Here is a 25,480-nt window from a genome sequence, read left to right on the forward strand (position 1 = left end):
ATCAAGATTTCTCGCTGTTAATTAAAACAAAAAATCTTCCTAAAAACTATCGAAAAATAATTTGATTTCGAATAATTTAAGAAGATTAGTAGATATTTATTAATAATTATTATTTTTCACTAACGTGAACACGAATTTTTGCTTCTACTCCCGGATATAATTTCACAGGTACATTCGTATATCCCAAAGACTTAATGGGTTCTGGCAAAACAATTTTACGTTTATCAATATCAATTTGATATTGATCTGCTAAGGCTTGCGCGATTTGCTTACTAGGAATTGAGCCAAATAAGCGGCTATCATTTCCTGCTTTAGAATGTAATTCGACCACAGTTTCATCTTTTTCCAAAAAAGACTTAATCATTTCAGCACTTGCATATTCTTCATCTTTTTCTCGCTGATCAGCAGCCTTTTGGGCATTCAATGCCTTCATGGCTGCAGGAGTAGCTTTTTTTGCTTTGCCATTTTTAATTAGAAAATTTTGGGCATATCCATCAGCTACTTCTTTAACTTCACCGCGTTTACCACGGCCACGTACATCTTGGGTAAAAATTACTCGCATAAAATGGCCTCCTAAGAATTATTATTAGTTTTTTTGGTACTCTTATTTTCTACTTTTTGTTGGACAATTGCAATCAATTGTTGTTTGGCATCCGCAATTGTTGTTTCCGCTAATTGTGTCGCAGCATTAGACAAGTGACCCCCGCCACCCATTTCTTCCATAATTACCTGAACATTAATTTTACCTAAACTACGGGCAGAAATAGCAATTTTGCCGTCATTGCGCTTAGTAATTACGAAGGCAGCTTCAATGTTGTTTAGTGACAATAATGTATCGGCTGCTTGGGCTGCAATAACTGAATCATAGACCTGGTCATCTTGACCAGCACATAAAGCTATATCAGAAGTAATCATCGTAATCGTATCAATTAAATGACTTTTTTGAATATAAGAATCAACATTTTCTTTCAAAAGATTTTGCACCAAAGTTCCATCAGCGCCTACTGAGCGTAAGTAACTAGCGGCATCAAAAGTTCTAGTTCCTGAACGTAAAGTAAATGAGCGTGTATCTACAGAAATACCAGCTAGCATGGCTGTTGCTTCTAATTTACTTAATGACGCACGAGTTTGAGGCTGGTATTCAACCATTTCTGTAATTAATTCACAGGCTGAGGAAGCATAAGGTTCAATGTAGACTAACAGCGGATTAGGCGGAAATTCTTCTCCACGACGATGATGATCAATTACCACTAGATGATCAGCTAATTTTTGACATAACTTAGTACTCATTGAAATTGAAGGTTTTGAAGTATCAACCATAATCAGCATGCTATCACTATTTGCCTGTTCTATGGCAGCAGCTGGTGAAATTAAATCTGCCTTCAAATCTGCATCGTCATCAATTAATTTTAACAAACGCTCAATATCTGTATGGTTATTATTTCGATCAACCACAATATGGCACTTTTTGTCATTCATCTGTGCTATCCGATGAATGCCCAAACAAGCTCCTAAAACATCCATATCAGGCTGAGCATGCCCCATTACATAAATATCAGCGGTTTGATTAAACAAGTCGCGTAAGGCTTGACTAATCATTCGGGCCCGTACTCGTGTTCGTTTTTCCATTGGATTAGTATTTCCACCATAAAAGCGAGCTTTTTCATCGGCCTTTTTGACCACTACTTGATCGCCACCACGACCTAAAGCCAAATCCAGATTTTTTTGGGCATCACGAGCTAATTCTCCTAAATCCGAGCGGCCATAAGCAAAACCAACACTTAAAGTTAATGGATAATTTTGCTTAGAAGTATCCCGCCGAATTTTATCAAGAATAGCAAAATTATCTTGCTCAACTGCCGCCAATGAGCGAGCATAAGCTATTACAATAAATTGATCTTCACTAACGCGCTTAATAAACATTGAATTACTTTTAGCCCAATCGGTCAATTGGTTAGTAACATAATTAGTTAAATTAGATTGGTCGCGATCTTCCATAGATTGTGTTACTTCATCATAATTATCTAAGAAGATTTGTCCGATCGCAATTTTTTCTTCTTCATAGTGCTTTTGAATATTTTCGTATGTTGTCACATCTAGTAAGTAGATAACTCGTAAATCTGTTTGGACGGTAGCTTTAAAACGCGATTTTCCAATTTTAATTAAGTTAATATTAGTTGGATGTTCAGCATCTTGTTTAATCAGTTGTTCTAGTTGTGAATCAACCTTGGCCAATGGATTGCCAATAATATCTTTTTTACCAAAATAATTTTGTAATTTGGGATTAATCCATTGAACTGTGTGTTCCTTATTATCACTATAAAGTAACATTCCTAAAGGAATATTGATTAAAGCTTCTTGTTCACCACGGTCTTCGCGAAACGATAAATCATCAAGATATTTAGTAGTTTGTTTAATTAAGCTGATAAATGCATAAATACCTATACTTAAAATAAATGCCAGAATAATTGCTTCTAAAAAGGCTAAAATCGGGTTAACAAAAAAGCCCACAATAACCAAGCTAATTGCTAAAATCAAAATCACTATTAGACTTATTTTTAACGGCCAATTAAGTGCTAAAAGACTTTTTTTAGCCATTTTATCTTTATCCATATTCTCCTCTTTTAAACGGAACATGACTTTATTTTAACATAATTATTAAGACTGCGCTTAAATCAAAAAAGCCCGCCAATGGCGAGCTTTTAAAGTATTTATTAATCTTCAGCAACAAATGGTAACAAGCCCATAATTCGAGCACGTTTAATTGCAATTGTTAAACGACGTTGATTTTTAGCACCAGTTCCAGTTACTCGACGAGGTAAAATCTTACCTCGTTCAGAAATAAATCTTTTCAATAAATCAGTATCTTTGTAATCAATATAATCAATATGGTTAGCAGCAATGAAGTCCACCTTACGGCGACGACGGCCACCACGACGTTGTTGTGGCATAATTTTCTCCTTTCTCTATAAATAGCTTAGATAATTTCATTCAAATTAGAATGGTAAATCATCATCAGAAATATCAATCGATTGTGTATTATCAGCAAATGGATCCTCGCTAGGACTAGCTGCAGAATTATTTGCTGGATTATTATTTCCACCATTAGATTGACTAGGATTAGGAATATTATTATTTGATTGTGAAGGATGATTATTATTAGCAGACTTAGGCTCTAACAAGGAAAAATTATCAACGACTACTTCAGTAACATATACTCGTTGTCCTTGTTGATTTTCGTAGTTACGAGTTTGGATTCGCCCATCAATTCCAACTAATGACCCTTTATGAGTAAAGTTAGAAAAGTTTTCGGCAGCCTTGCGCCAAATCACGCAATTGATAAAGTCTGCATCCCGATCCCCGTTGGCATTTGTAAATTGTCGATTAACGGCAATAGTAAAAGTAGCCACGGCTGTACCATTAGCGGTATAGCGTAAATCAACATCACGGGTCAATCTACCAACCAACACACTTCTATTAATCATTTATCCAATCTCCCTCAAAATGTTTCACATGAAACAATTAATCTTCGCGGTTAATAATCATATGGCGAAGAATACTATCATCAATTTTAGAAAGACGATCAAATTCATTGATAGCAGCTTGATCTGATGCGTTTACGTTTACAATATGGTAAGTACCTTCTGTATAACCACCAATTTCATAAGCAAAACGCCGCTTTTGCCAGTCTTTAGAATCTAAGACTTCAGCACCGTTATCCTTAAGAACTTTATCGAAACGATCAATCAAAGCTTTTTTATCTTCTTCAGCAATATCAGGCTTAATGATATACGTAATTTCGTAATGAGTTTGAGCCATAATTGCACACCTCCTTTTGGACTAATGGAAAATGACCAACGATCATTTTCAAGGAGTATTTAACTTAATTCAAGTTTAATACTCACAAATAGTAAGTCTATCATTTTTACTGATAAATTTCCAGATAAAAAAGCTCTTTGGCATAATAATTACTAAACGTCTAGTTTAGATTACGCAAAAAGCTTTAATAAATTTTATTCAGATTCATTTTCAGCGACATCTTCATGATCAACTTTGGCCATCGTTGATACTTTGGCATCATCATTAATCTTAATTAGTCGCACACCCATTGTTGCCCGCTTGGTTTGAGACACATTAGCGACCTCAAATCTAATCATAACGCCGTTACTGGTGATGACCATGATATCTTCATTGCCCATTACAGTAACTATACCTGCTAAAGGACCATTTTTTGCAGTTACATTGGCAGTCTTAATTCCTTTACCGCCACGACCTTTAATCGGATACTCTGTAGCTGCAGTCCGCTTACCATAACCATTTTCAGAAATTATCAAGACTTCACTTTGTGGTCGTAAAACATCCGAGCCCACGACATAGTCTTGCTCACGCAAGCGGATACCCCGGACGCCAGCCGCTGTTCGTCCCATGATTCGAACATCATCTTCTGCAAAAGTTACGGCATAACCTAAATGGGTTCCAATTAAAATATTTTGTTGACCGTTAGTTAAAATCACATTATCTAGAGAATCATTTTCTCTTAAAGTGATTGCCCGCAGACCATTTTTTCGAATATTTTGAAATTCTGCTAAAGAAGTCCGTTTCACTGTTCCTAAACGTGTCACAAAGAACAGATACTTTTCAGACTCATTTGCAGATGCATCACGTTTGATATGCACTACGGTTTGCACTCGTTCATCATTATCAATTCCTAACAAATTGATAACAGGAATGCCTTTGGCACTGCGCCCATATTCTGGAATTTCATAACCCTTAGAATGATATATTTTGCCAGAGTTAGTGAAGAAGAGAAGGTCATCATGTGTCGAAGTGTAAATCAAATGTTCAATAAAGTCATCATCATTAACTCCCATACCTTTAATGCCTCGACCACCGCGATTTTGCACTTTAAATTCATCGGCAGGCAAACGTTTAATATAACCGTTATGCGTCAAAACAACTAAGACATTTTCTTCTTCAATTAAGTCTTCATCTTCAAGACTAAGTACTTCTCCGACTAATAGTTCTGTGCGACGATCATCACCATATTTATCTCGTATTTCTAACAATTCTTGATAAATAATCTGGTCAATTCGTTCTGGCTTAGCCAAAATATCTTGATAATCGCTAATTTTAGCCATTAATTCCTGATATTCTGCTTCAATTTTATCTCGTTCTAAACCTGTTAAACGAACCATCCGCATATCTAAAATCGCTTGCGACTGTTTATCTGACAAATTAAATTGTGTCATCAAAGCGCTCTTAGCAATTTCAGCTGTTTTGGAGTTCCGAATAATTTTAATGATTGCATCAATGTTATCTAGAGCAATCCGCAAACCTTCTAAAATGTGCGCCCGACTTTTAGCCTTTTTCAGATCAAATTCTGTGCGCCGTCGAATAACTTCTTCTTGATGCTCTAAATAATACTGCAAAATTTCTTTCAGTGATAAGACTTTAGGCGCCCCGTTAACAATCGCTACCATATTAAAGCCAAAAGAAGTTTGTAATGCTGTCAGCTTGTACAAATTATTTAAAACAACTTCAGCACTCATATCTCGCCGAATATCAATCGTAATACGCATTCCGGTTCGATCAGATTCATCAATTAAATTAGTAATCCCATCTAGGCGATGATCACGAGCTAATTCAGCAATACGTTCAATTAATTTAGCCTTGTTGACCGCATAGGGCAATTCCGTAACAATAATACGTTCGCGCCCATTTTTTAAAGTTTCAATATCTACTTTGGCCCGCACAGTAATCGTTCCATGACCCGTTTCATAAGCCTGGCGAATGCCCGATTTTCCCATAACGACACCACCAGTCGGAAAATCTGGCCCAGGAATGGCTTGCATTAATTCAGCAATTGTAATATCAGGATTTTTCATCAAGAGATGTATACCGTTAACAACTTCTCGCAAGTTATGCGGCGGAATATTAGTAGTCATCCCAACAGCAATACCTGTAGCACCATTAACTAATAAATTAGGAAAACGAGCCGGCAAAACTCGCGGTTCTTTTTCAGTGCCATCATAATTATCCATAAAATCAACGGTATCTTTATTGATATCGCGCAATATTTCAGTAGCTATTTTACTCATCTTAGCTTCTGTATAACGCATAGCAGCAGCATGATCGCCATCCACAGAACCAAAATTACCATGACCATCAACTAAGACATAACGATAACTAAATTTTTGTGCCATCCGCACCATAGATTCATAAATAGCTGAATCACCATGTGGATGAAATTTACCCATCACATCGCCAACAATCCGGGCGGATTTTTTATAAGGTTTATCTGGTGTTACCCCTAGTTCACTCATTCCATACAAAATTCGCCGATGTACTGGTTTTAAACCATCACGCACATCAGGCAAGGCCCGAGCCACAATTACACTCATGGCATAATCTAGAAACGAGCTGCGCATCGTTTTAGTTAAGTCTACCGTTTGAATCCGGCGATCATTAGTCTCACTCATTACTTATAACTCCTTTCTAGATTACAAATCCAATTCAGCATAACGGGCATTTTTTTCAATGAATTCACGTCTTGGAGCCACTTTATCACCCATCAACATTGAAAATACACGATCGGCATCAGCAGCATCATCACCAGTTACGCGATCTAATCTGCGGTTTTCTGGATTCATTGTTGTATCCCACAATTGCTCAGCATCCATTTCACCTAACCCTTTATACCGTTGAATGACAGGTTTTGGACTAGGCTGCAAGGTCACCATAACATCTTTAAGTTCTTCGTTAGAATCAATATAGCGAACCATTTTACCTTGACGGACTTGATATAGCGGTGGCTTAGCAATATATACATAGCCAGCATCTAAAATCGGTCGCATGTAACGATAAATTAAAGTTAACAAGAGTGTTCGAATATGGGCACCATCCACATCAGCATCAGTCATAATAATCAACTTATGATAACGTGCCTTGCTGACATCAAAATCTTCTCCAAAACCTGTTCCCATAGCCGTAAACAAAGTTCGGATTTCATCGTTTGCTAAGATGCGATCCATCGAAGCTTTTTCAACGTTTAAAATTTTACCGCGAATTGGTAGAATTGCTTGTGTTAAACGTGAACGTCCTTCTTTAGCAGAACCACCAGCAGAATCTCCCTCGACGATGAATAATTCGGAAATTTCTGGATCTTTACTCGAATTATCAGCCAATTTACCTGGTAAATTACTAATTTCTAAGCCTGACTTTTTCCGTGTTACTTCCCGTGCTCTTTTAGCTGCAACTCGAGCGCGAGAGGCTAACATCCCTTTTTCAACAATTTGGCGCGCTTCATTCGGATTTTCCAGCAAAAACTTATTAAAATGTTCCGAAAACATCCGATCGGTAACAGTTCGGGCATCAGAATTACCTAATTTAGTCTTTGTTTGTCCTTCAAATTGTGGATCTGGATGTTTAATGCTAACTACAGCAGTCATCCCTTCACGGACGTCATCACCAGAAAGTTTTTCGCTTTCTTTCAAAATATTATTACGATGTCCATAATCATTGATGACCCGAGTTAAAGCCGCCTTAAACCCGGCTTCATGCGTTCCACCTTCATAAGTATGGATATTATTGGCAAAAGTCATTAAATTAGAATGATAATCATCAGTATATTGAATGGCTACCTCAACCGTAATGCCATTTTGCATGCCTTCAACATAGATAGGTTCTGGAAAAATAACATCTTTGTTTTCATTTAAATATTCAACATAACTTTTGATACCACCAACATAATGAAATTCTAATTTTTCCGCTGAATCTTTACGCTTATCAGTAAAGGTTAATTTCAATCCCTTATTCAAAAAAGCTAATTCGCGAATGCGCGTTTCTAAAGTATGATCATCATAAACTGTTGTTTCTGTAAAAATATCTGGATCCGGCTTAAAATGAACTTTAGTTCCGTGTTTATTCTCATCAACGTCACCAATAACTTTCATTGGTGTTTTCACTTTACCGCGTTCAAAATCCATATAATAACGATGACCATTGCGATGAACTTCTACATCAAGATTCGTACTTAAAGCATTAACTACTGAAGCACCAACCCCATGTAGACCACCAGAAACCTTATAGCCGCCACCGCCAAATTTACCACCAGCATGCAAAACATTAAAAACAGTTTCTAGTGCTGGGCGGCCAGTTTTAGCTTGAATATCAACAGGAATACCACGGCCATCATCAATGACAGTAACACTATTATCCGGTTCAACTTCAATATTTATTTCAGTAGCAAAACCAGCTAAAGCTTCATCAATTCCGTTATCAATAATTTCCCAAACCAAATGATGCAAACCCTGTGCACTTGTAGAACCAATATACATTCCTGGACGTTTACGCACTGCTTCTAATCCAGAAAGAACTTGAATTTGGCTAGCATCATATTCTTGTGCCTTTTGTGCTAGTGTTTCATTTTGAGCAGTATCTGGTTCGTTAACATGTAAATCTTGATCGCTCATAATATTCCTCCAGCTTTAATCTTAAATATTTTTGGGGCCTCAATTACTGATAAATCAACATTTTCCAAACTTGTGGTAGTAATAAAAGTTTGAATCCGATTTTGAATAGTCTGTAATAAATGTGTTTGTCGAAATTGATCCAACTCAGATAAAACATCATCTAGTAGTAGAATCGGATAATCACCGACAGCCTCTTTAAAAAGGTCTAATTCAGCGAGTTTGAGACTTAACACAGCAGTTCGTTGCTGCCCTTGTGAACCAAATTTCTGCAAATCATTATCATTAACTAAAAAGCGAAAATCATCACGATGTGGTCCAACACTCGTTGAACCAGAAAAAATATCATGCTGCTTTTGCTGATTTAATTTGGTTAATAATTGTTGGTAAAGAGTATCAATTGCAACAGCAGCATCTTTGACAGGTGCTTGATATTCTAAAGTAATCTGCTCTTGATTGCCTGTAATATCTCGATGAATCGGTTGTAAAAATTGTTGAATTTTATTTAAAAAACTTTGCCGAGCTGCAATTACTGCAGCCCCATAACCAGCTAATTGATCAGAAATTACATCCAAGTAAACTTGATCATGAGCTTGCTTTTTTTGCAATTGCTTTAAATAATTATTTCTTTGTCGCAAAACTTGGCGGTAACGGGAACTATTCGTGAGATAAGCTTGGTCAATTTGACCTAGTTCCATATCAATAAAACGGCGGCGAATGCTAGGAGCTCCTTTAATCAAGTTCAAATCTTCTGGAGCAAACAAGACTACATTTAACTTACCGATATAAGAGGACAATTTTTTTTGTTCAATATGATTCAAGGAAGCCTTTTTGCCAGCAAGGCTTAAAATTAATTCTAAAGTTAAATGGGTTGTGGCTCTTTGAACGTGAGCTTCTAACTTACTAAAGTCACTCCCCCAACTAATTAACTCTTGATTATTACTAGTTCGATGAGAACGCACTAAAGCTACAACGTAAATCGCCTCTAACAAATTTGTCTTTCCTTGCGCATTTTGGCCAATAAAAATATTTGTTTGCGGTGAAAATTGCAAAGACAATTGTGCATAATTTCGAAAATTACGCAATTTAATATTTTGTAAATACATTTTAAACAATCTTCAAAATTTGATCTGGTTCTAAAGTGACCGTATCACCTGGATAAAGCTTTTTGCCACGTCGTCTTTCAATCACATTATTGACTTGAACATCATTTTCTTGTAAATACCATTTGGCTTGTCCACCAGTACTAATTACTCCTACTTCTTTAAGTGCTTGGGTGAGGGTAATATATTCATTCTTGATTTTAATTTCTGCCATCTTATTTCACATCCCGTCCACCAGTCTATATGATAATAATTATAGCGCTTTTCTATTTATAACGCAATTATAGCTAGTTTGAGCGTCTTTAATAAAATTTGGGTAAAAAGTCCAAATTTAATTTTTGCGCTATAACAGCTCTTATAAAGCACTCAATAGTTTAAATTACACTAAAAAAAGAGCCCGACTGGCATCGGCTCTTTTTTGCTGCCTTTAATTTAAAAAGTTCTCACGGGTGTAATTAATTGAATAAAGTTTTCAGCATTACTGATAGGCTTTAAGGTGAATGGATGCAAGGCTGCCGTGAATTCTAATTGAATTTTGGTATCACCAAAAGCTCTCAATGCATCTTTCAAGTAATCTGGATTAAACGATATTTCTAAATCTTCACCACTAATATTAGTTGGTTGTAAGACCTCTTCAACCGTACCTACTTCAGGAGAATTACCATAAATAATTGCCTTTTTCGTAGCTACTTCAATTACTAAACGGACAACATTATTACGACTGGCATGAGCTAACAAAGAAGCTCTTTCCACCGAAGCTAATAAGGATTTTGCATCAAATTCTAGTTGAGTAGTAGATTCATTTGGGATTAAGCGATCGGTTGCTGGATAATTACCTTCTAAAAGTCGTGAATAAAACAAAGTATTTGAGAATTCGAATAAGATTTGATTTTCTGAAATGGAAATTTTTACATCTTGATCGCGATCACTAAAGCTTCTTACTAATTCCGTTAAACTTTTAGCTGGAATCACCAAATCATATTCATTTTGATTTTGATTAGTAATTGTAACTTTTCTTTGTGCCAGACGGTGACTATCGGTTGCCACAGCTAATAACTCATTACCAGAAATTTTTAAATGTAAACCAGTTAAAATGGGCCGATTTTCTTGTGTAGAAGCACTGAATACCGTTTCGCTAACTAATTGATGCAAAATTTCTGCAGAAATCGTTAATTGATCGTTAGTTTCAACTTCTGGTAAATGGGGATAATTATTAGCATCTAAGCCATTGAGGGTAAATTCAGAATTTCCAGAAGTAATAAGAGTTTGATTATTTTCAATGATTTCTAGAGTGAATTGTTCACCAGGTAATTTTTTAATAATATCATTGAAAAAACGGGCAGGTAAGACAATAGCTCCAGTTGATTCAATAGTTAAATCATTATCGGCGTCTTGTTGTTCTATTAAATTTTGAACAGAAATATCCACATCACTACCAGTTACAAGTAGTCCTTTATCGGTTGCAACTAATTTCATACCTGTCAAAATCGGAATTGTTGTTTTAGCAGAAATAGCTCGCTGAACATTATTAATCTGATTAATAAATTGATTGCGGTTAATTGTAAATTTCATCTTAGATAACTCCTTAATTATTAATTAATAATAATAAAACTTAGTAGTAATAGTAGTAGGTCCTGTTAATTCTGTGGATTTGTCCACAAACGCTAGTTTTAGTCTAACATGTTCTGTTAATAACCTGTGGAAAAAGTTTGTTAAAAACTTAAAAGTTTTCCCCCGTTTCCCCATGTTAATTTTTTAGACTCGCTTTTAAATTCGTAATATCATGTTGAATTGTCAAATCATTTTCTAATAATTTAGTAATTTTATCGCAAGAGTGTAAAACAGTTGTATGATCTTTTCCGCCAAAATCTTGGCCAATCTTTGGTAAAGAGCTGTCAGTTAACTCACGAGCTAGATACATTGCGATTTGTCTAGGTAAGACAATGGTTTTGTTGCGGCGCTTACCTTTGAGGTCGTCAACAGTCACTTTATAATATTTAGCGACTTGACTTTGAATTTTATCAATTGTCAGTCCAGCTTGATGTTTAGAGTCTTTTAAGTCTTTTAAAGCTTCTGCCGCTAGGCCAATGGTAATATCTTCATTATTCATGGTGGAATATGCTTGCACACGGACCAAAGCACCTTCTAGTTCACGGACGTTACTATCGATTTGACTAGCAATGTAAGATAAGGCATCATCAGGAATTTCTAGATTTTCGGCAATTGCTTTTTTTCGAAGAATGGCGGTTCTTGTTTCTAAGTCCGGCGCAGTAATATCGACTGATAAGCCCCATTTAAAACGGGAAACTAAGCGTTCTTGCAGCTTAGGAATTTCATTAGGCAGCCGATCAGAAGTCAGGACAATTTGTTTTTTAGTATTATAGAGCGTATTAAAAGTATGGAAGAATTCTTCTTGAGTTCCTTCTTTATCAGCAAAAAATTGGATATCATCGACTAACAGCAAGTCAACGGTACGATATTCATTGCGAAAACTTTCCTGGGTACGGTTTTGAATAGAATTAATAAAGTCATTAGCGAAAGATTCACTCGAAATATATTTAACATTGGCTTGCGGCTTTCGATCTAATAAACGATGTCCGATAGCCTGCATTAAATGGGTTTTGCCTAAGCCAACACCGCCATAAATAAATAACGGATTATACATAGTTCCAGGTTCCTCGGAAACAACTAATGCCGCTGCATGAGCCATTTGATTACCAGTACCAGTGACAAAAGAATCAAAAGTATATTTACTATTTAAATGCGCTTCTTGTAAAGGAGACCTTTTTTGAATATTTTCGGAAGTCTCAGTAGTTGGATTAAGTGCAGCAGTGGTTGTTGGCTTTTTAAGTTCGGATTCTAAAATAACGACAGGAACAATTTCTTGATTGCCATATTCATAAGCAGCTTCAACGACTTTAGTGCTAATATTGCGTTCCCAGTAATCTTTGTGCAAACCTGAAGGAACGGCAATATAAATTTTTTGGTTTTCTAATTTGATGGGCTGGGCACTTTCAATCCAGGTTTGATAGCTGACCGCAGCAAATTCTTGTTTGAATTTTTTTTGTAAAAATTCCCAAAAAGAGTCTAATTCACCGTTTGTAATTTCAGCCACTGGATTTTCCTCCCTAAATGATAAAAACTTTTGACTGTGATATTCTAGCATTATTTAAAGAAGTTTTCCACAGCTGAATAACTTTTATTCACTTTTCCTTAAAATTAACTGAATTATCGGCAATATTAAAAATAAAACTGTGGAAAATTTTGTTTTTAAAGAAATATCCACAAAAAATTAATGCGATAAAAACCTAAGAAATTAATAAAAAAATAAAGTTATTCACCATTGTGGAAAAACTGTGAACAACACTGTGACTTGTGTAAAAATTGGGATTTTGACTGTGGAAAAAGAAAGAAAGAATAAAATTAAAAAAGTTATCCACCCTTTTTCAACAAGTGGATAACTTAAAAATCATTAAATTATCAAAAAAATTATTTGCTTTGCTAAAGTAATATGATAAACTATTTAGGTGATTATCTTAGACTAGTACAGTGACAATACGGTTGAGAAAGTTATGGAGGTGTTACAAACATGACTACAAAAAGAACTTACCAACCTAAGAAACGCCATCGCGAGCGGGTTCATGGTTTTATGAAACGTATGAGTACCAGCAACGGTCGGAAAGTTTTAGCACGGCGTCGTAAAAAAGGTAGAAAAGTTTTATCCGCCTAGGCCACTGAATTATTCAGTGGTTTTTTTATTGGAACCAAATCAGCAAAGGATTGATTATGAAAAAAAGTTATCGTATTAAAAAAGAAACAGAATTTCAGGCAGTATTTGATTATCATCAGTCCGTCGCTAATAAAACTTTCGTACTTTATCAAATGCCCAAACCTGATCAAAAACATTTTCGAGTAGGAATTTCTGTTGGTAAAAAAATCGCGCATACAGCTGTTCAACGTAATCAAATAAAACGTTATATCAGACAATCCTTATTAGAATTCAAGCCCCAATTACCTGCCGAAATTGACTTTTTAATAATTGCTCGTCAGCCTGCTACTAAATTAAATATGGCAGAAACTAAAAAAAATCTGTTGCATCTTTTAAAATTAGGTAAAATGTTATAATAATATTACTCAAAGGAAAATAATTATGTCGAAGAAGAAAAAACGCCTACTTTTACTCGTTTCTATGTTGTTCTTAGTAGTTTTAGTGGTCAGTGGCTGTTCCAATATTAATGAACCAATTACCAAAAGTAGTCCTGGATTTTGGAATCATTACGTTTTATATCAATTTTCGCGCTTTATTTTATGGCTGGCTAGTTTAGTTGGTAATAGTTACGGTTGGGCAATTGTGATTTTTACTGTTGTCGTACGGATTATTTTGTTGCCTTTAAATTGGTGGCAAATCAGAAGTATGAATAAGCAGATGAAAGTGCAGCCGCAAATGAAGGCTTTACAAGAAAAATATTCTGCAAAAGATATGGAAACCCAACAAAAACTGCAGGAAGAGACTAAAAAACTTTATGCAGAAGCTGGAGTTAATCCTGTAGCTGGTTGTTTGCCCTTACTTATTCAATTACCAGTTATGTGGGCTTTGTATCAAGCTATTTATCGGACAACAGAATTACGTAATGGTCACTTTTTATGGATGGAATTAGGGAAACCTGATCCTATTTATGTATTACCTATTTTAGCAGCACTTTTTACTTTTATTAGTACATGGATTGCTAATTTGTCCCAGCCGGATCAGCCGCAATCAACAAAAATGATGATGTGGTTTATGCCGTTCATGATTTTAATTCCAGCCATCACGATTGCTTCGGCAATTTCTGTTTACTGGGTTGTATCTAATGCTTTTCAAGTGTTACAAACTTTGCTTTTACAAAATCCATTTAAATATAGACGTGAGCAACAAGAAAAATTGGAACAAGAAAAACAACGCCAAAAAGCACTGCGAAAAGCCAAAAAACGGGCCTTTAAAAAACGTTAGTTTAGAGGAGTTTTGAAAAATTTATGACAGAATTTCAAGGGACAACAATTCAAGATGCCATTGAAACTGGTTTAAAGGAACTAAAATTACAACGAGAACAAATAGCAGTGGATGTGATTAGTGAGGGACATAAAGGTTTTTTAGGAATCGGACGTCATCCAGCCATTGTCGATATTAAGCCATTAGATAGTATCAAAAACATCGTGGACGCTGCTAATAACACCAATGAACAAATTGATAAAATTCAAACCTATTTAGAAAATATTGTTGATAAGTTAGATTACGCACAAACAGTTGTATGGGTCAAAAATCCTGAAAATCTTAAATTTGAAATTAAGACTGATGAACCAGATCAAGCTCGAGTTATTGGCAAGCATGGCAAAAATATCAATGCCTTGCAAACGATTGTGCAAGAATATGCTTATTATTTGGATTTTCGTGATCAGCCAGTTTTATTAGACTGCGGTGGTTATCGTCAAAGACGCCAAGAAGCATTGATTGCCCTCTCAACTTTTAAAGCAGAGCAAGTTCAAGTAACACATAAGCCCACATATTTAGATCCGATGCCGGCTTTAGAACGAAAAGTTATTTACGAAAATTTGGCCGATAATAAACAAGTAGTTGTGCGGACTCAAGGACATGGCTTAGAGAGGTATTTAGTGATTCGACCACGTTAATGAAATCTATTTGAAATTATTCTTTACAGCATGGCATTTTTAATGCGATGCTTTTTTATTTGTGATTTTTAAGTTTTAGCAAATTGACCGCAATATCGTTGTAAATAAGCGCAATTGTTTGACAAAATTTCACAAATAGTTAATAATGAAAGCGTTAGCAAAAGAAAGGAGCAGATACATGAATTTTCTGAAACCACCTATATCACAAACCAAGGTTCCTCAAGCCAAGGTTGATTCGACATATCGTCGGTTGCGTTGGCAGGTTTTTATTGGGATTTTTATTGGTTATGCGGGTTATTATTTATTAAGAAATAATTTTTCCATTGCAATGCCCCAACTAATGCATGAAGGATTTACTAAGTCGCAATTAGGATGGGCTTTTTCAGCTGTTTCAATTGCCTATGGTTTTAGTAAGTTTGTAATGGGAACTGTTTCTGATCGGAGTAATGCGCGGATATTTTTGCCGTTGGGATTAATTTTAACTGCAGTTATTAATTTATTTTTTGGACTAGTGCCGATATTAACTAAATCTTTAGGAGTTATGTTTGTTTTATTGTTTTTAATTGGCTGGGCTGAAGGAATGGGCTGGCCCCCTTCTGGTCGGGTATTGACGCATTGGTTTTCGATTAGTGAGCGTGGCGGTTGGACTTCAGTTTGGAATGTTGCTCATAATGTTGGTGGTGCCTTCATGGCGCCGTTAGCTACTGCGGGAATTGCTTTTGCTGCAGCTCATTTTGCAGGATTAAAACCATTTACTGGCGCCTTTATCATTCCTGCTATTGTCGGAATTGTCATTGCGCTTATTGCTTATTCACTTATTCGAGACACTCCTGAGTCCATGGGTCTGCCACCAATTGAGGTCTATCGTAATGATTATCCTAACCAAGAACACAAAATTTATGAAGAAGAATTAACAACCAAAGAAATTCTTTTTAAGTATGTTTTGAATAATAAATGGGTATGGTTGATTGCTTTTGCTAATATTTTTGTATATTTTGTTCGTTATGGTGTAGAAAATTGGGCACCAGCTTATTTAACAGAAGTTAAACATATTACTTTAGCTGCTTCTAGTAACTCATATTTCTTATATGAAATTGCAGGTATTCCAGGTACTATTTTTGCTGGTTGGGTATCTGATAAAATCTTTCATGGTCGACGTGGACCAGCAGGTTTTGTCTTTATGCTCGTAGTAAGTGTTTTTGTGCTTTTATATTGGCAAGCTAATAGTATGATAATGATTAATTTTTCATTAATTATGATTGGATTTTTAATTTATGGTCCGGTAATGTTAATTGGCTTACAGGCATTAGATTCGGTTCCTAAAAAAGCCGTAGGGACAGCAGCTGGCTTGACCGGGTTATTTGGTTATTTATTTGGTTCCGTAGCTGCTAATGCGATTATGGGGATGATTGTTGATCATTTTGGTTGGTCAGTAGGATTTATCACAATCTTTGTTTCTGCACTCTTAGCGGCTGGAATCTTTGCTCTGACCTGGAATTTAAGAGGACAAGAAGCAAGTAAGTAACATTTATTTTGACAAATATGTTAGAAAAAGTTATATTATTAAATTAGTTATTAAAAAGTAGTCAAAGTGCTTTTTATCTAGACCTGTCGGGCTAGATTGATGGCGCTTTTTTTGTGTTCTTAGGAGGAATAATTTTGACAGAAATTACGGAGTTTGACACAATTGCTGCTATTTCTACACCGCTTGGTGAAGGAGCAATTTCAATAGTTCGCCTGTCAGGTGAACAGGCAATAGAGATTGCTAATAAGGTAACACGTAAAGTGGATTTAACTCAAGTAGCCTCACACACCATTAATTATGGGCATGTTTTTGATCCAGAAACTGACCAAAATATTGATGAAGTGATGATTTCTGTGATGCGGGCTCCTAAAACCTTTACGCGAGAAGATGTTGTGGAAATTAATACTCATGGTGGGATTATGGCCACTAATTTGGTTTTGCAGACGTTATTAAGCAATGGCGCCCGGTTAGCAGAACCCGGGGAATTCACTAAACGAGCATTTTTGAATGGCAGAATTGATTTGACTCAGGCAGAGTCAGTAATGGATATTATTCGCGCTAAAACGGATAAGGCCATGCAACAAGCCTTGAATCAATTAGATGGTTCGTTAGCACATTTAATTCATAATTTACGCCAAGAAATCTTGGAAGTTTTGGCGCAAGTAGAAGTTAATATCGATTATCCGGAATATGATACTGATGAAATGACTACTAAATTACTTCTGGAAAAAGCACAAGAAGTTTCACAACAAATCGCCGGTTTGTTAAAAACAGCTAATGAAGGGCAAATTTTGAATCATGGATTACAAACAGCAATTATTGGCAAACCTAACGTGGGTAAATCTAGTTTGTTAAATGTTTTGGCACACCAGCAGCGCGCTATTGTTACCGACGTTGCAGGCACTACTCGAGATGTTATTGAACAAATGACTAATATTAATGGCATTCCGCTGCAATTAGTCGATACTGCTGGCATCCACGAAACTGACAATAAAGTAGAGCGTTTGGGTGTGGACCGCAGTTTACAAGCTATAAATGATGCAGATTTAGTTTTAATGTTATTAGATGGTAGTCGCCCTTTGGAAGCAGAAGATCAAAGATTACTATTTTTAACGCAAAATAAAAAACGAATTATTATTATTAATAAAATGGATTTACCACAGGCCTTAGAGATAGAACAATTGCCAACAAATATACAGCAGGAAAATGTGGTGAAGATTTCTGCTGTCGCTCAGCAAGGAATTGATCAAATCGAAGAGCGAATAGAACAATTGTTTTTTACAGGAATTGAAAATACCGCCAATAACGCTGTTGTTACCAATGCTCGTCAAGTAGGCCTTTTAAAACAAGCGCAACAAGCTTTAGAAGATGTAAAAAGTGGTATTAAAAACCAAATGCCGATTGATTTGGTACAAATTGATATGACTAATTGTTGGGATAAATTAGGTGAAATTACGGGCGAAAGTGCTCCTGATGAATTAATTACGCAATTATTTAGCCAATTTTGTGTAGGAAAATAATAAAAGATGAGAGGGTTACTTGATGCGAGAATATGATGTTCAAGAACATTACGATGTAATTGTCGTGGGAGCAGGTCACGCTGGCTGTGAGGCTGCTTTGGCAGCTGCACGTATGGGGCAAAAGACACTGTTGCTCACAATTAATCTAGATATGGTTGCTTTTATGCCCTGCAATCCTTCAATTGGAGGACCAGCCAAAGGCATCGTAGTACGCGAAATTGATGCTTTGGGTGGTCAAATGGGAAGGAATATTGATGCAACATATATTCAAATGCGCATGTTAAATACGGGCAAGGGACCTGCAGTGCGCGCTTTACGAGCTCAAGCAGATAAAAATGAATATCACCGCGTAATGAAAGCAACTTTGGAGCAAGAACCTAATTTAACCTTACGCCAAGGTTTGGCCGATAAATTAATTGTAGAAAATGGTGTTTGTCAAGGTGTCATTACCAATACTGGTGCTCGTTATCACGCTCAGGCGGTTGTCTTAACTGCAGGTACTTCTTCACGGGGAAAAATTATTATTGGCGAGTTGATGTATTCTTCTGGTCCTAATAATTCTTTGCCTTCAATAAAACTATCAGAAGATTTAGAACGTCGTGGTTTAAAATTGCAACGTTTTAAAACCGGTACGCCGCCACGTGTCAATAAGGATTCTTTAGATTTTACACGAATGCAAGAACAACCGGGTGATGATACTCCGCGGGCCTTTTCTTATGAAACTAATCCCCAAGATTATTTGCAAGAACAGATTTCTTGTTGGATGACGTATACTAATGAAAATACCCATCAAATTATTCGTGATAATTTAGATCGTGCACCAATGTTTTCTGGAATTATTAAGGGTGTCGGTCCTCGTTACTGCCCTTCTATTGAAGATAAGGTTGTCCGATTTGCTGATAAACCACGGCACCAGTTATTTATTGAACCAGAAGGCAAAGATACCCAAGAATATTATGTAGGTGACTTTTCTACATCTATGCCTGAAGAAATTCAACAAAAAATGTTGCATTCTGTAGCTGGATTGGAACATGCTCAAATGATGCGTCCAGGTTACGCTATCGAATATGATATTGTCGAACCGTGGCAATTAAAGCAGACTTTAGAAACTAAAAAAATTAAGAATTTGTATACAGCTGGACAAATGAATGGAACTTCAGGCTATGAAGAAGCTGCTGGTCAAGGCATTATTGCCGGTATTAATGCGGCTTTAAGAGTCCAAAATAAGGCTCCTTTCATCTTAAAGCGTAATGAAGCCTATATTGGTGTGATGATTGATGATTTAGTTACTAAAGGAACAAATGAACCTTATCGGCTTTTGACTAGTCGTGCTGAATATCGGCTTATTTTAAGACATGATAATGCTGACTTACGTTTGACAGAAAAAGGACACAAATTGGGATTAATTAGTGATGAGCGCTTTGCTAAATTACAGCAAAAACAGCAACAAATAGCTGCTGAAATGCAACGTTTAGCAACAACACGCATTAAACCTAATCAACAAGTTAATGAATTTTTAGCACAACAACAAATGCCTGCATTGCAAGATGGCGTCATCGCTGCCGATTTCTTGAAAAGACCACAAGTACATTATCAAGATATTATTAATTTTATTGGTCCAGCAGCTACCCCCGTACCTGATGCTGTCAGCGAACAAGTGGAAATTTCTATTAAATATGCAGGTTATATCAAAAAAGAAGAGGCCCAAATAGCACATCTAAAAAAATTAGAAGCTAAAAAAATACCAGATAATATTGATTACGATGCAATTAGCGGTTTGGCTACAGAAGCCTTACAAAAGCTCAAAAAAATCAACCCTACGACAATTGCTCAAGCTGAGCGTATTTCAGGTGTCAATCCTGCAGATATCAGCATTCTCATGGTCTATATCCAACGCGGACGAATAGCTAAAGTTAGTGATCAAACTCAAAAAGTTAACGATTAATATGACTAATAAAAAAACTTCTCATAAGATTGAGAAGTTTTTTATTTCCTGGGAAATGTTAATCCAATTTGGATGCAGCAGCTTCATCAACAATGATGGTTGCATGTGGATGATTTTGCAAAATGCTAGCAGGACAATCTTCACTAATTGGTCCCTTAACAGTCTGATAAATTGCCTCAGCTTTGTTAGCACCCCAAGCCATTAATATAATATGTTTACTTTTCATAATTGAAGCAATACCCATTGAAATAGCTTCTTTAGGTACGTCATTTTTGTCTGTAAAAAAGCGTGCATTAGCTTCAATAGTAGATTGTGTCAACTGAACACGATGAGTAGTACAGTCAAAAGGTGTCTTGGGTTCATTAAAACCAATATGGCCATTTTGACCGATGCCTAGGATTTGAATATCAATTGGATTATCAGCAATTATTTGATCATAATTTTTGATTTCGGCATCGATATCTGAAGCTACCCCATTAGGGACATAGGAATTTTTAAATTTTTTAAATTGGAATAAATTCTGATTCATAAAGTAGTGATAACTTTGAGGGTTATCGGCATCTAATCCAATATATTCATCTAAATTGATTGATGTTATTTGTGAAAAATCTAAATTACTCTTAACCATTTCTTGATATAATTTAATAGGTGTACTACCGGTCGCAAGACCCAATACGTGGGCATTATTTTGCAGTCCTTGAGCAATGAGTTCAAAAGCTTTTTGGCTACCACTTTGTTGATCTTTAACTTTGATAATTTCCATAGTTTGTCGCCTCTCAATATTGGTATAGTCCAATAATAGCGCACCCTTCTTAAAAAGTCAATGAAGTAAGAAAAAGAGGGTAAGAAAAAACTTGGCTTTAACAGATAAAACAGATTCAAAACTTTGAATTTATTTTATTTACTGTTTAGCGTAAGTTATTTATCATAATTAGCCCAATAAATTCACTGTTATTAATAGGATTTTTAATTCGTTTGAAACCACCTCTTTGCTTCATTACGGAATAAGTTTAATTGGTACATCTCTTTTAAGAAAGGAATCAAGGTCTGAGTATCAATGGGATTAGAAAAAGACCATAGTTTAAAACAAACTGGCCTTTTAGTTTAAAGTTCAAGGGCAGTAGTATTTTAAAAATCGAAAATATCTCCACTGCTACTCCTTGACGACGTTCTTGCTTGATTATAAAAAGTAAAATCAAATCATGTTATAACTAAATTGTAAAATGTTATTAAATCTTAAACAAGAAGCACTCCCTAACGGTTCAAGGTGTTAAAAATAAATTATACAATTCTAAGAATAAAAATTAGAAAACATTAAAATATATAACAATAAAAACAGTACTAATAATGCTTTTTTTAATATTAAACACAAATAAAATTAAAAAATATATTGACTTTTAATTTTATTTTTAGATATAATCTCATCATAAAAATTTATAAAAACATGAAGGTGTCACCAATGAAACAAAATATCAAAAGAGCAGGTACAATTACCCTTTTAGCTATTTTACTCAGCGCAACAATAACTCCATCATGCTGGTGCAGCCACATTTAATAAAGAAGTCAAAAAAATAAATTTTAGATTATGGTAAGCAACAAGATCCTAAAGCATACGCAAAAATTCTTTAATCTATCATAAATGAACAAAGGAAATTATATTAGAAGCAACAGAAATGGATTTACAATATATTTAAATTCAGTAAAGATGGGATACCAATAATGAAAAAATTTGTAGAAAGACTAATACCATTAATACCTTTATACTTGCTTTTTTTGCCGTCTAGTTATTACTTTATTCCATTATTTAAAAATAAAATATTAGGATTTATAGTAGTAACATCAATATGTTCGATAATATATATAATTGTAAGTAAACTTATAGAGTCAATAAAAAAATAAAAGCATAGGAAAATTTATGCTTTTATTTTTTTATTGGATTCTATCCTTTCTTTGTACTTAATATTTGAATAATTTTTGAATGCTTAATGAATATAAGAATATTAATGTTTGGTTTTTTTCTTATTAAATTTCAAGAAAATAGCATAGGTCTTATTCTAGTATTTTTATATATAGTTATTTTTGTTTATTAATAAATGTAATTCCGATAATTACCAGTAATATTATTAATATAGCAAATGGTAAATTAGAATTGAAATATTTATAATTTATAAAAATCATAATCAATAATACAAATGAAAGAAATATTCTATATTTAGTTATCAATTTCATAATAGCTACCTCTTTTTTATTCCAGACTATTGCCAACCGCAGCTTCCATTTCCTAAAACATAGTTATAATCAAACCAAATACCATTTTTGCATAGACTAATCGATACTCACTTTAACTACTACCCCTTCTGGAATCCAGCTTCCTCTTACTGTTAAACCAACACCTATACTTCTAAATGTATTTGCGGATAAAAATTATAGCACAGTATGTTTCCGTTTATTTAAATAATTTCGAACTATAGGTACAGCTTATTTCACTAAAGAAGATTTTTTTGAATTTATTGGATATTTTTAAAAGTTACTCTAGGAAACTATTAAATATAGATTAGTTTGATAAAAGAAGAACTATCACCACACTCTTTATTGTTGTAATAATTGTTCAATTTCACTTGAAATTTTTCCATCATGAAGAAATTTGGAAATTTCTAATATTTTCAAAAGCTTATTTTTACCTTCTATTTTATCTACAGATAAATATATAATTTTTGCCTCAAGATATTTAGACAAAAGATAAAATCCATTCATTGTAATATCGAATGCTATTTTATTCAAAAATCTTATAAAAGTATTAGCAATCTTAAAATCTTTTTCTGATATCATTCGCTCTATACAATTAATGAGCAGCGTTGCAAAAACTTTGTCACTATTGGGATAATATTTATACTTATTTAAAACCTTCAAGGATTCTTTAAGTAGGTTAATCATGAGAGTATATGGCAAAATATAACAATTATTAGCAAAAAATTTAATATCTTCCAGAGTCCATGAAGATAAATTAGAGAAATAATTAATAACTATGTTTAGTTCTTTTTCATTTGTTTTTTCATTTTCTTGATAACTATTAAGTAACTTATAACTAGCTAGTTTTACTCTTTCTATACTCATAGGATTCGTTTCTAATTTTTTAATACTATCTTTAAAAGCCTCGGTTTTATTAGAATTCCATAGTTTACTAAGTTTGTAATTGTAGTAATACTTACTTTCAGGTTCATAGTCATTCATAATCCATTGAAATTCTTCCATACTAATCATTAAATTGTTTATAACCTTAACAAATTTATCAACAGTAAGTATACGTTCATCTTTTTCAAACTTGATAGCATTAGTTTTTGAGCATACTCCCAAATATACAGACTTCAACAGCAGCCCTTTATTTATTCTAATTTTTTTAATTGTTTTTCCATACAAGATTATCACTCCATCCATGTAATTAAGTAAACTTTTGTTTACTTAATTATATAGAGTTATTGATTTTATACATAATAATTCTATTCGGAATAGGATGGAGGATTAATTTTAATGTTTGAATTTATAAAATATAATAAGACCTTTTCTAAGGTGGCAGGAATTAATCTATTATCCAAAATAGGAGATAGACTATTTTATACAGCAATGTTATCAATGGCCGTCTCATTATCTCAACAAAACAGCATAGCTGTTGTAATCGTATCTATCTCCGAAACTTTACCAATTTTATTTAGTTTTTTTTTAGGAACATTAGCAGATCAAAAATCCAATAAAGTTAATTTATTAATTAATAATTCTTTTATAAGATTTATTTTATATATGATAATAGGAGCCATAGCAGACTATAAAAACACTTTAATGCTAATTTTCTGCGTGGCATTACTAAATTTTATTTCTGATTTATCAGGAAATTATTCATCAGCATTAATTGCACCATTTACAAAAAAATTAGTAGCCAAAAAAGATATGGAACAGGCACAAGGATTAATTAGCATAACCTCCCAACTAATGAATGTGTTGGCAACTTTTTTGGGATCTATTCTCTTATATTTCTTCCAAAAAGGATTAGTTGCTTACTTTAATTCATTTATATTTTTATCTGTATGCATAGGGTTTTTATTAATAAAGAAAGATATGAAACTAGTAGAAGAAAGAATTGAAAATATAAATAATAAAGATACATTTAAGAATACTGTAACCAATTTTAAATTTCTTTTGAAAGATAAAAAAATTTTTAAATCTCTTTGTCAATTGTCTTTATTAAATGGTTTTTTTGGTGGATTAACCCCTATTTTTGCATTATTTATTAATAATAATAATTCTCTAAAAATCATCTCTAACCCTATAAAAATATCATTATTGTCGGGGATAATTACCTTATCAATGATAATAGGAAATAATTTGAGTTCTAAAATTTTAAAAAATATTTCAATAAGTTTATTAAATATTATTTCTACTATTTTTTTGTTATTTATATCTATTTCTTTTATTTTCAATAATCTATATTTAATTTTGTTCAATTCTAGTATACTTTCACTTTTTCTGGGTATTATTTCTCCTCGTTTTTCAGCTCTGGTAATAAATAAATATCCTACTGAAAGATTAGGAGGAATTATAACTACAACTAATTCTTTATTAGTTATAATTCCTCCAATAGCCAGTATTATTTTTCCTTCTTTAGCTAATATTAGCTTGATGTATGCTTATATTGGATTTTTTATATATAGCTTATTACTTTTTTTATTAAATATTTTAATTAAGTAAAAGTAACAAAAAATTGAGATGAAGGAAATAAAAGAGTTAGTGTTGCACCCTCTTTTCAAGTTGCAATGTCTGACAATTGGGGTTACTTTTAACTATTTCCATTATATTTATCATTAGTCTTAGAAGCTCAAAAATAAATTATATAATTCTAAGAATTAAAAATTAGAAAACATTAAAATATATAACGATAAAAACAATACTAATAATGTATTTTTAGATATAATCTCAGCATAAAAATTTATAAAAACATGAAGGTGTCACCAATGAAACAAAATATCAAAAGAGCAGGTACAGTACCCTTTTAGCTATTTTATTCAGCGCAACAATAACTCTATCATGCTGGTGCAGCCACATTTAATAAAGAAGTCAAAAAAATAAATTTTAGATTATGGTAAACAACAAAATCCCAAAGCATACGTAAAAATTCAGTATGGTAATGGAAAAATACCATACAGAAAGTGTAATAACTTTAATATCTTCAGTAATAGTTAACATTGCATATAAAATTCCAG

Annotated in this window: 21 protein-coding genes; 8 read left to right on the forward strand and 13 right to left on the reverse strand. The window is 34.0% G+C overall.

Annotated features, from left to right (window positions below; translation table 11 throughout):
- Positions 1–109 precede the first annotated feature (109 nt).
- From rplI to dnaA, 11 genes are all read right to left on the reverse strand, one after another.
- Positions 110–562: a 50S ribosomal protein L9 gene (gene rplI / locus DS830_RS07420; protein WP_118900148.1), complete on the reverse strand. Its 453-nt coding sequence runs from the start codon at positions 560–562 to the stop codon at positions 110–112.
- Positions 563–573: 11 nt separating this feature from the next.
- The gene (locus tag DS830_RS07425; protein ID WP_118908851.1) at positions 574–2,613 is read right to left on the reverse strand and encodes a DHH family phosphoesterase; all 2,040 of its coding nucleotides are present in this window, start codon (positions 2,611–2,613) and stop codon (positions 574–576) included.
- Positions 2,614–2,714: 101 nt separating this feature from the next.
- A complete protein-coding gene (rpsR, locus tag DS830_RS07430; RefSeq protein ID WP_045921944.1) occupies positions 2,715–2,951 on the reverse strand; it encodes a 30S ribosomal protein S18 in 237 nt (78 codons plus the stop codon).
- Positions 2,952–2,996: 45 nt separating this feature from the next.
- Complete coding sequence (gene ssb / locus DS830_RS07435) at positions 2,997–3,485, reverse strand: single-stranded DNA-binding protein (protein ID WP_118900145.1); 489 nt, start codon at positions 3,483–3,485, stop codon at positions 2,997–2,999.
- A gap of 37 nt (positions 3,486–3,522) precedes the next feature.
- The gene (rpsF, locus tag DS830_RS07440; RefSeq protein WP_118900143.1) at positions 3,523–3,819 is read right to left on the reverse strand and encodes a 30S ribosomal protein S6; all 297 of its coding nucleotides are present in this window, start codon (positions 3,817–3,819) and stop codon (positions 3,523–3,525) included.
- Positions 3,820–4,013: 194 nt separating this feature from the next.
- A complete protein-coding gene (gene gyrA, locus DS830_RS07445) occupies positions 4,014–6,479 on the reverse strand; it encodes a DNA gyrase subunit A (protein ID WP_118908852.1) in 2,466 nt (821 codons plus the stop codon).
- Between the two features lie 21 nt (positions 6,480–6,500).
- On the reverse strand, positions 6,501–8,471 hold the full coding sequence (gyrB, locus tag DS830_RS07450; RefSeq protein ID WP_118900140.1) for a DNA topoisomerase (ATP-hydrolyzing) subunit B: 1,971 nt from the start codon (positions 8,469–8,471) through the stop codon (positions 6,501–6,503).
- Complete coding sequence (gene recF, locus DS830_RS07455; protein WP_118908853.1) at positions 8,468–9,574, reverse strand: DNA replication/repair protein RecF; 1,107 nt, start codon at positions 9,572–9,574, stop codon at positions 8,468–8,470. The genes gyrB and recF overlap by 4 nt, the downstream gene beginning before the upstream one ends.
- Before the next feature lies 1 nt (position 9,575).
- Positions 9,576–9,785, reverse strand: coding sequence for a S4 domain-containing protein YaaA (gene yaaA, locus DS830_RS07460; protein WP_118908854.1), 210 nt, complete (start codon positions 9,783–9,785; stop codon positions 9,576–9,578).
- Between the two features lie 218 nt (positions 9,786–10,003).
- The gene (gene dnaN, locus DS830_RS07465; protein WP_118900134.1) at positions 10,004–11,143 is read right to left on the reverse strand and encodes a DNA polymerase III subunit beta; all 1,140 of its coding nucleotides are present in this window, start codon (positions 11,141–11,143) and stop codon (positions 10,004–10,006) included.
- A 175-nt stretch (positions 11,144–11,318) separates the two neighbouring features.
- Positions 11,319–12,677: a chromosomal replication initiator protein DnaA gene (dnaA, locus tag DS830_RS07470; protein WP_240366854.1), complete on the reverse strand. Its 1,359-nt coding sequence runs from the start codon at positions 12,675–12,677 to the stop codon at positions 11,319–11,321.
- Between the two features lie 483 nt (positions 12,678–13,160).
- Here dnaA and rpmH point away from each other — a divergent pair, with 483 nt between their 5' ends.
- The 7 genes from rpmH to mnmG all read left to right on the forward strand — a co-directional run bounded on the left by rpmH (position 13,161) and on the right by mnmG (position 20,228).
- Positions 13,161–13,301, forward strand: a complete 141-nt coding sequence (rpmH, locus tag DS830_RS07475) for a 50S ribosomal protein L34 (RefSeq protein WP_025085419.1) — start codon at positions 13,161–13,163, stop codon at positions 13,299–13,301.
- Between the two features lie 56 nt (positions 13,302–13,357).
- Positions 13,358–13,696, forward strand: coding sequence for a ribonuclease P protein component (gene rnpA / locus DS830_RS07480; protein ID WP_118900130.1), 339 nt, complete (start codon positions 13,358–13,360; stop codon positions 13,694–13,696).
- A 25-nt stretch (positions 13,697–13,721) separates the two neighbouring features.
- Positions 13,722–14,561, forward strand: a complete 840-nt coding sequence (yidC, locus tag DS830_RS07485) for a membrane protein insertase YidC (protein WP_118900128.1) — start codon at positions 13,722–13,724, stop codon at positions 14,559–14,561.
- A gap of 23 nt (positions 14,562–14,584) precedes the next feature.
- Positions 14,585–15,238, forward strand: a complete 654-nt coding sequence (gene jag, locus DS830_RS07490) for an RNA-binding cell elongation regulator Jag/EloR (RefSeq protein ID WP_118908856.1) — start codon at positions 14,585–14,587, stop codon at positions 15,236–15,238.
- Between the two features lie 178 nt (positions 15,239–15,416).
- Complete coding sequence (gene pgtP / locus DS830_RS07495; protein ID WP_118908857.1) at positions 15,417–16,763, forward strand: phosphoglycerate transporter protein PgtP; 1,347 nt, start codon at positions 15,417–15,419, stop codon at positions 16,761–16,763.
- A 131-nt stretch (positions 16,764–16,894) separates the two neighbouring features.
- Complete coding sequence (gene mnmE / locus DS830_RS07500; RefSeq protein WP_118909111.1) at positions 16,895–18,283, forward strand: tRNA uridine-5-carboxymethylaminomethyl(34) synthesis GTPase MnmE; 1,389 nt, start codon at positions 16,895–16,897, stop codon at positions 18,281–18,283.
- A gap of 22 nt (positions 18,284–18,305) precedes the next feature.
- Positions 18,306–20,228 (forward strand): tRNA uridine-5-carboxymethylaminomethyl(34) synthesis enzyme MnmG, encoded by a 1,923-nt coding sequence (mnmG, locus tag DS830_RS07505; protein ID WP_118908858.1) that lies wholly within the window; start codon positions 18,306–18,308, stop codon positions 20,226–20,228.
- A gap of 58 nt (positions 20,229–20,286) precedes the next feature.
- Here the strand turns inward: mnmG and nagB are convergent, their stop codons facing one another.
- Entirely contained in the window at positions 20,287–20,991 is a 705-nt protein-coding gene (gene nagB, locus DS830_RS07510) for a glucosamine-6-phosphate deaminase (RefSeq protein ID WP_118908859.1), read from the reverse strand.
- A 1,826-nt stretch (positions 20,992–22,817) separates the two neighbouring features.
- On the reverse strand, positions 22,818–23,645 hold the full coding sequence (locus DS830_RS07520; RefSeq protein ID WP_162887555.1) for an Rgg family transcriptional regulator: 828 nt from the start codon (positions 23,643–23,645) through the stop codon (positions 22,818–22,820).
- Positions 23,646–23,756: 111 nt separating this feature from the next.
- Between DS830_RS07520 and DS830_RS07525 the strand changes: the two genes are divergently transcribed.
- Positions 23,757–24,968, forward strand: a complete 1,212-nt coding sequence (locus DS830_RS07525) for an MFS transporter (protein WP_118908862.1) — start codon at positions 23,757–23,759, stop codon at positions 24,966–24,968.
- The last annotated feature ends 512 nt before the right edge of the window (positions 24,969–25,480 follow it).

This window comes from Bombilactobacillus bombi (assembly GCF_003522965.1).
In the GTDB taxonomy this organism is placed as follows: domain Bacteria; phylum Bacillota; class Bacilli; order Lactobacillales; family Lactobacillaceae; genus Bombilactobacillus; species Bombilactobacillus bombi.

Excerpts from the sequence above, each read along its gene's own strand:
- rplI (WP_118900148.1), bottom strand. The coding sequence starts at position 562 with ATGCGAGTAATTTTTACCCAAGATGTACGTGGCCGTGGTAAACGCGGT.
- rnpA (WP_118900130.1), top strand. The coding sequence starts at position 13,358 with ATGAAAAAAAGTTATCGTATTAAAAAAGAAACAGAATTTCAGGCAGTA.
- DS830_RS07525 (WP_118908862.1), top strand. The coding sequence starts at position 23,757 with ATGTTTGAATTTATAAAATATAATAAGACCTTTTCTAAGGTGGCAGGA.
- gyrA (WP_118908852.1), bottom strand. The coding sequence starts at position 6,479 with ATGAGTGAGACTAATGATCGCCGGATTCAAACGGTAGACTTAACTAAA.
- rpsF (WP_118900143.1), bottom strand. The coding sequence starts at position 3,819 with ATGGCTCAAACTCATTACGAAATTACGTATATCATTAAGCCTGATATT.
- recF (WP_118908853.1), bottom strand. The coding sequence starts at position 9,574 with ATGTATTTACAAAATATTAAATTGCGTAATTTTCGAAATTATGCACAA.
- pgtP (WP_118908857.1), top strand. The coding sequence starts at position 15,417 with ATGAATTTTCTGAAACCACCTATATCACAAACCAAGGTTCCTCAAGCC.
- DS830_RS07425 (WP_118908851.1), bottom strand. The coding sequence starts at position 2,613 with ATGGATAAAGATAAAATGGCTAAAAAAAGTCTTTTAGCACTTAATTGG.
- rpmH (WP_025085419.1), top strand. The coding sequence starts at position 13,161 with ATGACTACAAAAAGAACTTACCAACCTAAGAAACGCCATCGCGAGCGG.
- dnaN (WP_118900134.1), bottom strand. The coding sequence starts at position 11,143 with ATGAAATTTACAATTAACCGCAATCAATTTATTAATCAGATTAATAAT.
- gyrB (WP_118900140.1), bottom strand. The coding sequence starts at position 8,471 with ATGAGCGATCAAGATTTACATGTTAACGAACCAGATACTGCTCAAAAT.
- nagB (WP_118908859.1), bottom strand. The coding sequence starts at position 20,991 with ATGGAAATTATCAAAGTTAAAGATCAACAAAGTGGTAGCCAAAAAGCT.
- jag (WP_118908856.1), top strand. The coding sequence starts at position 14,585 with ATGACAGAATTTCAAGGGACAACAATTCAAGATGCCATTGAAACTGGT.
- yidC (WP_118900128.1), top strand. The coding sequence starts at position 13,722 with ATGTCGAAGAAGAAAAAACGCCTACTTTTACTCGTTTCTATGTTGTTC.
- ssb (WP_118900145.1), bottom strand. The coding sequence starts at position 3,485 with ATGATTAATAGAAGTGTGTTGGTTGGTAGATTGACCCGTGATGTTGAT.
- yaaA (WP_118908854.1), bottom strand. The coding sequence starts at position 9,785 with ATGGCAGAAATTAAAATCAAGAATGAATATATTACCCTCACCCAAGCA.
- rpsR (WP_045921944.1), bottom strand. The coding sequence starts at position 2,951 with ATGCCACAACAACGTCGTGGTGGCCGTCGTCGCCGTAAGGTGGACTTC.
- mnmG (WP_118908858.1), top strand. The coding sequence starts at position 18,306 with ATGCGAGAATATGATGTTCAAGAACATTACGATGTAATTGTCGTGGGA.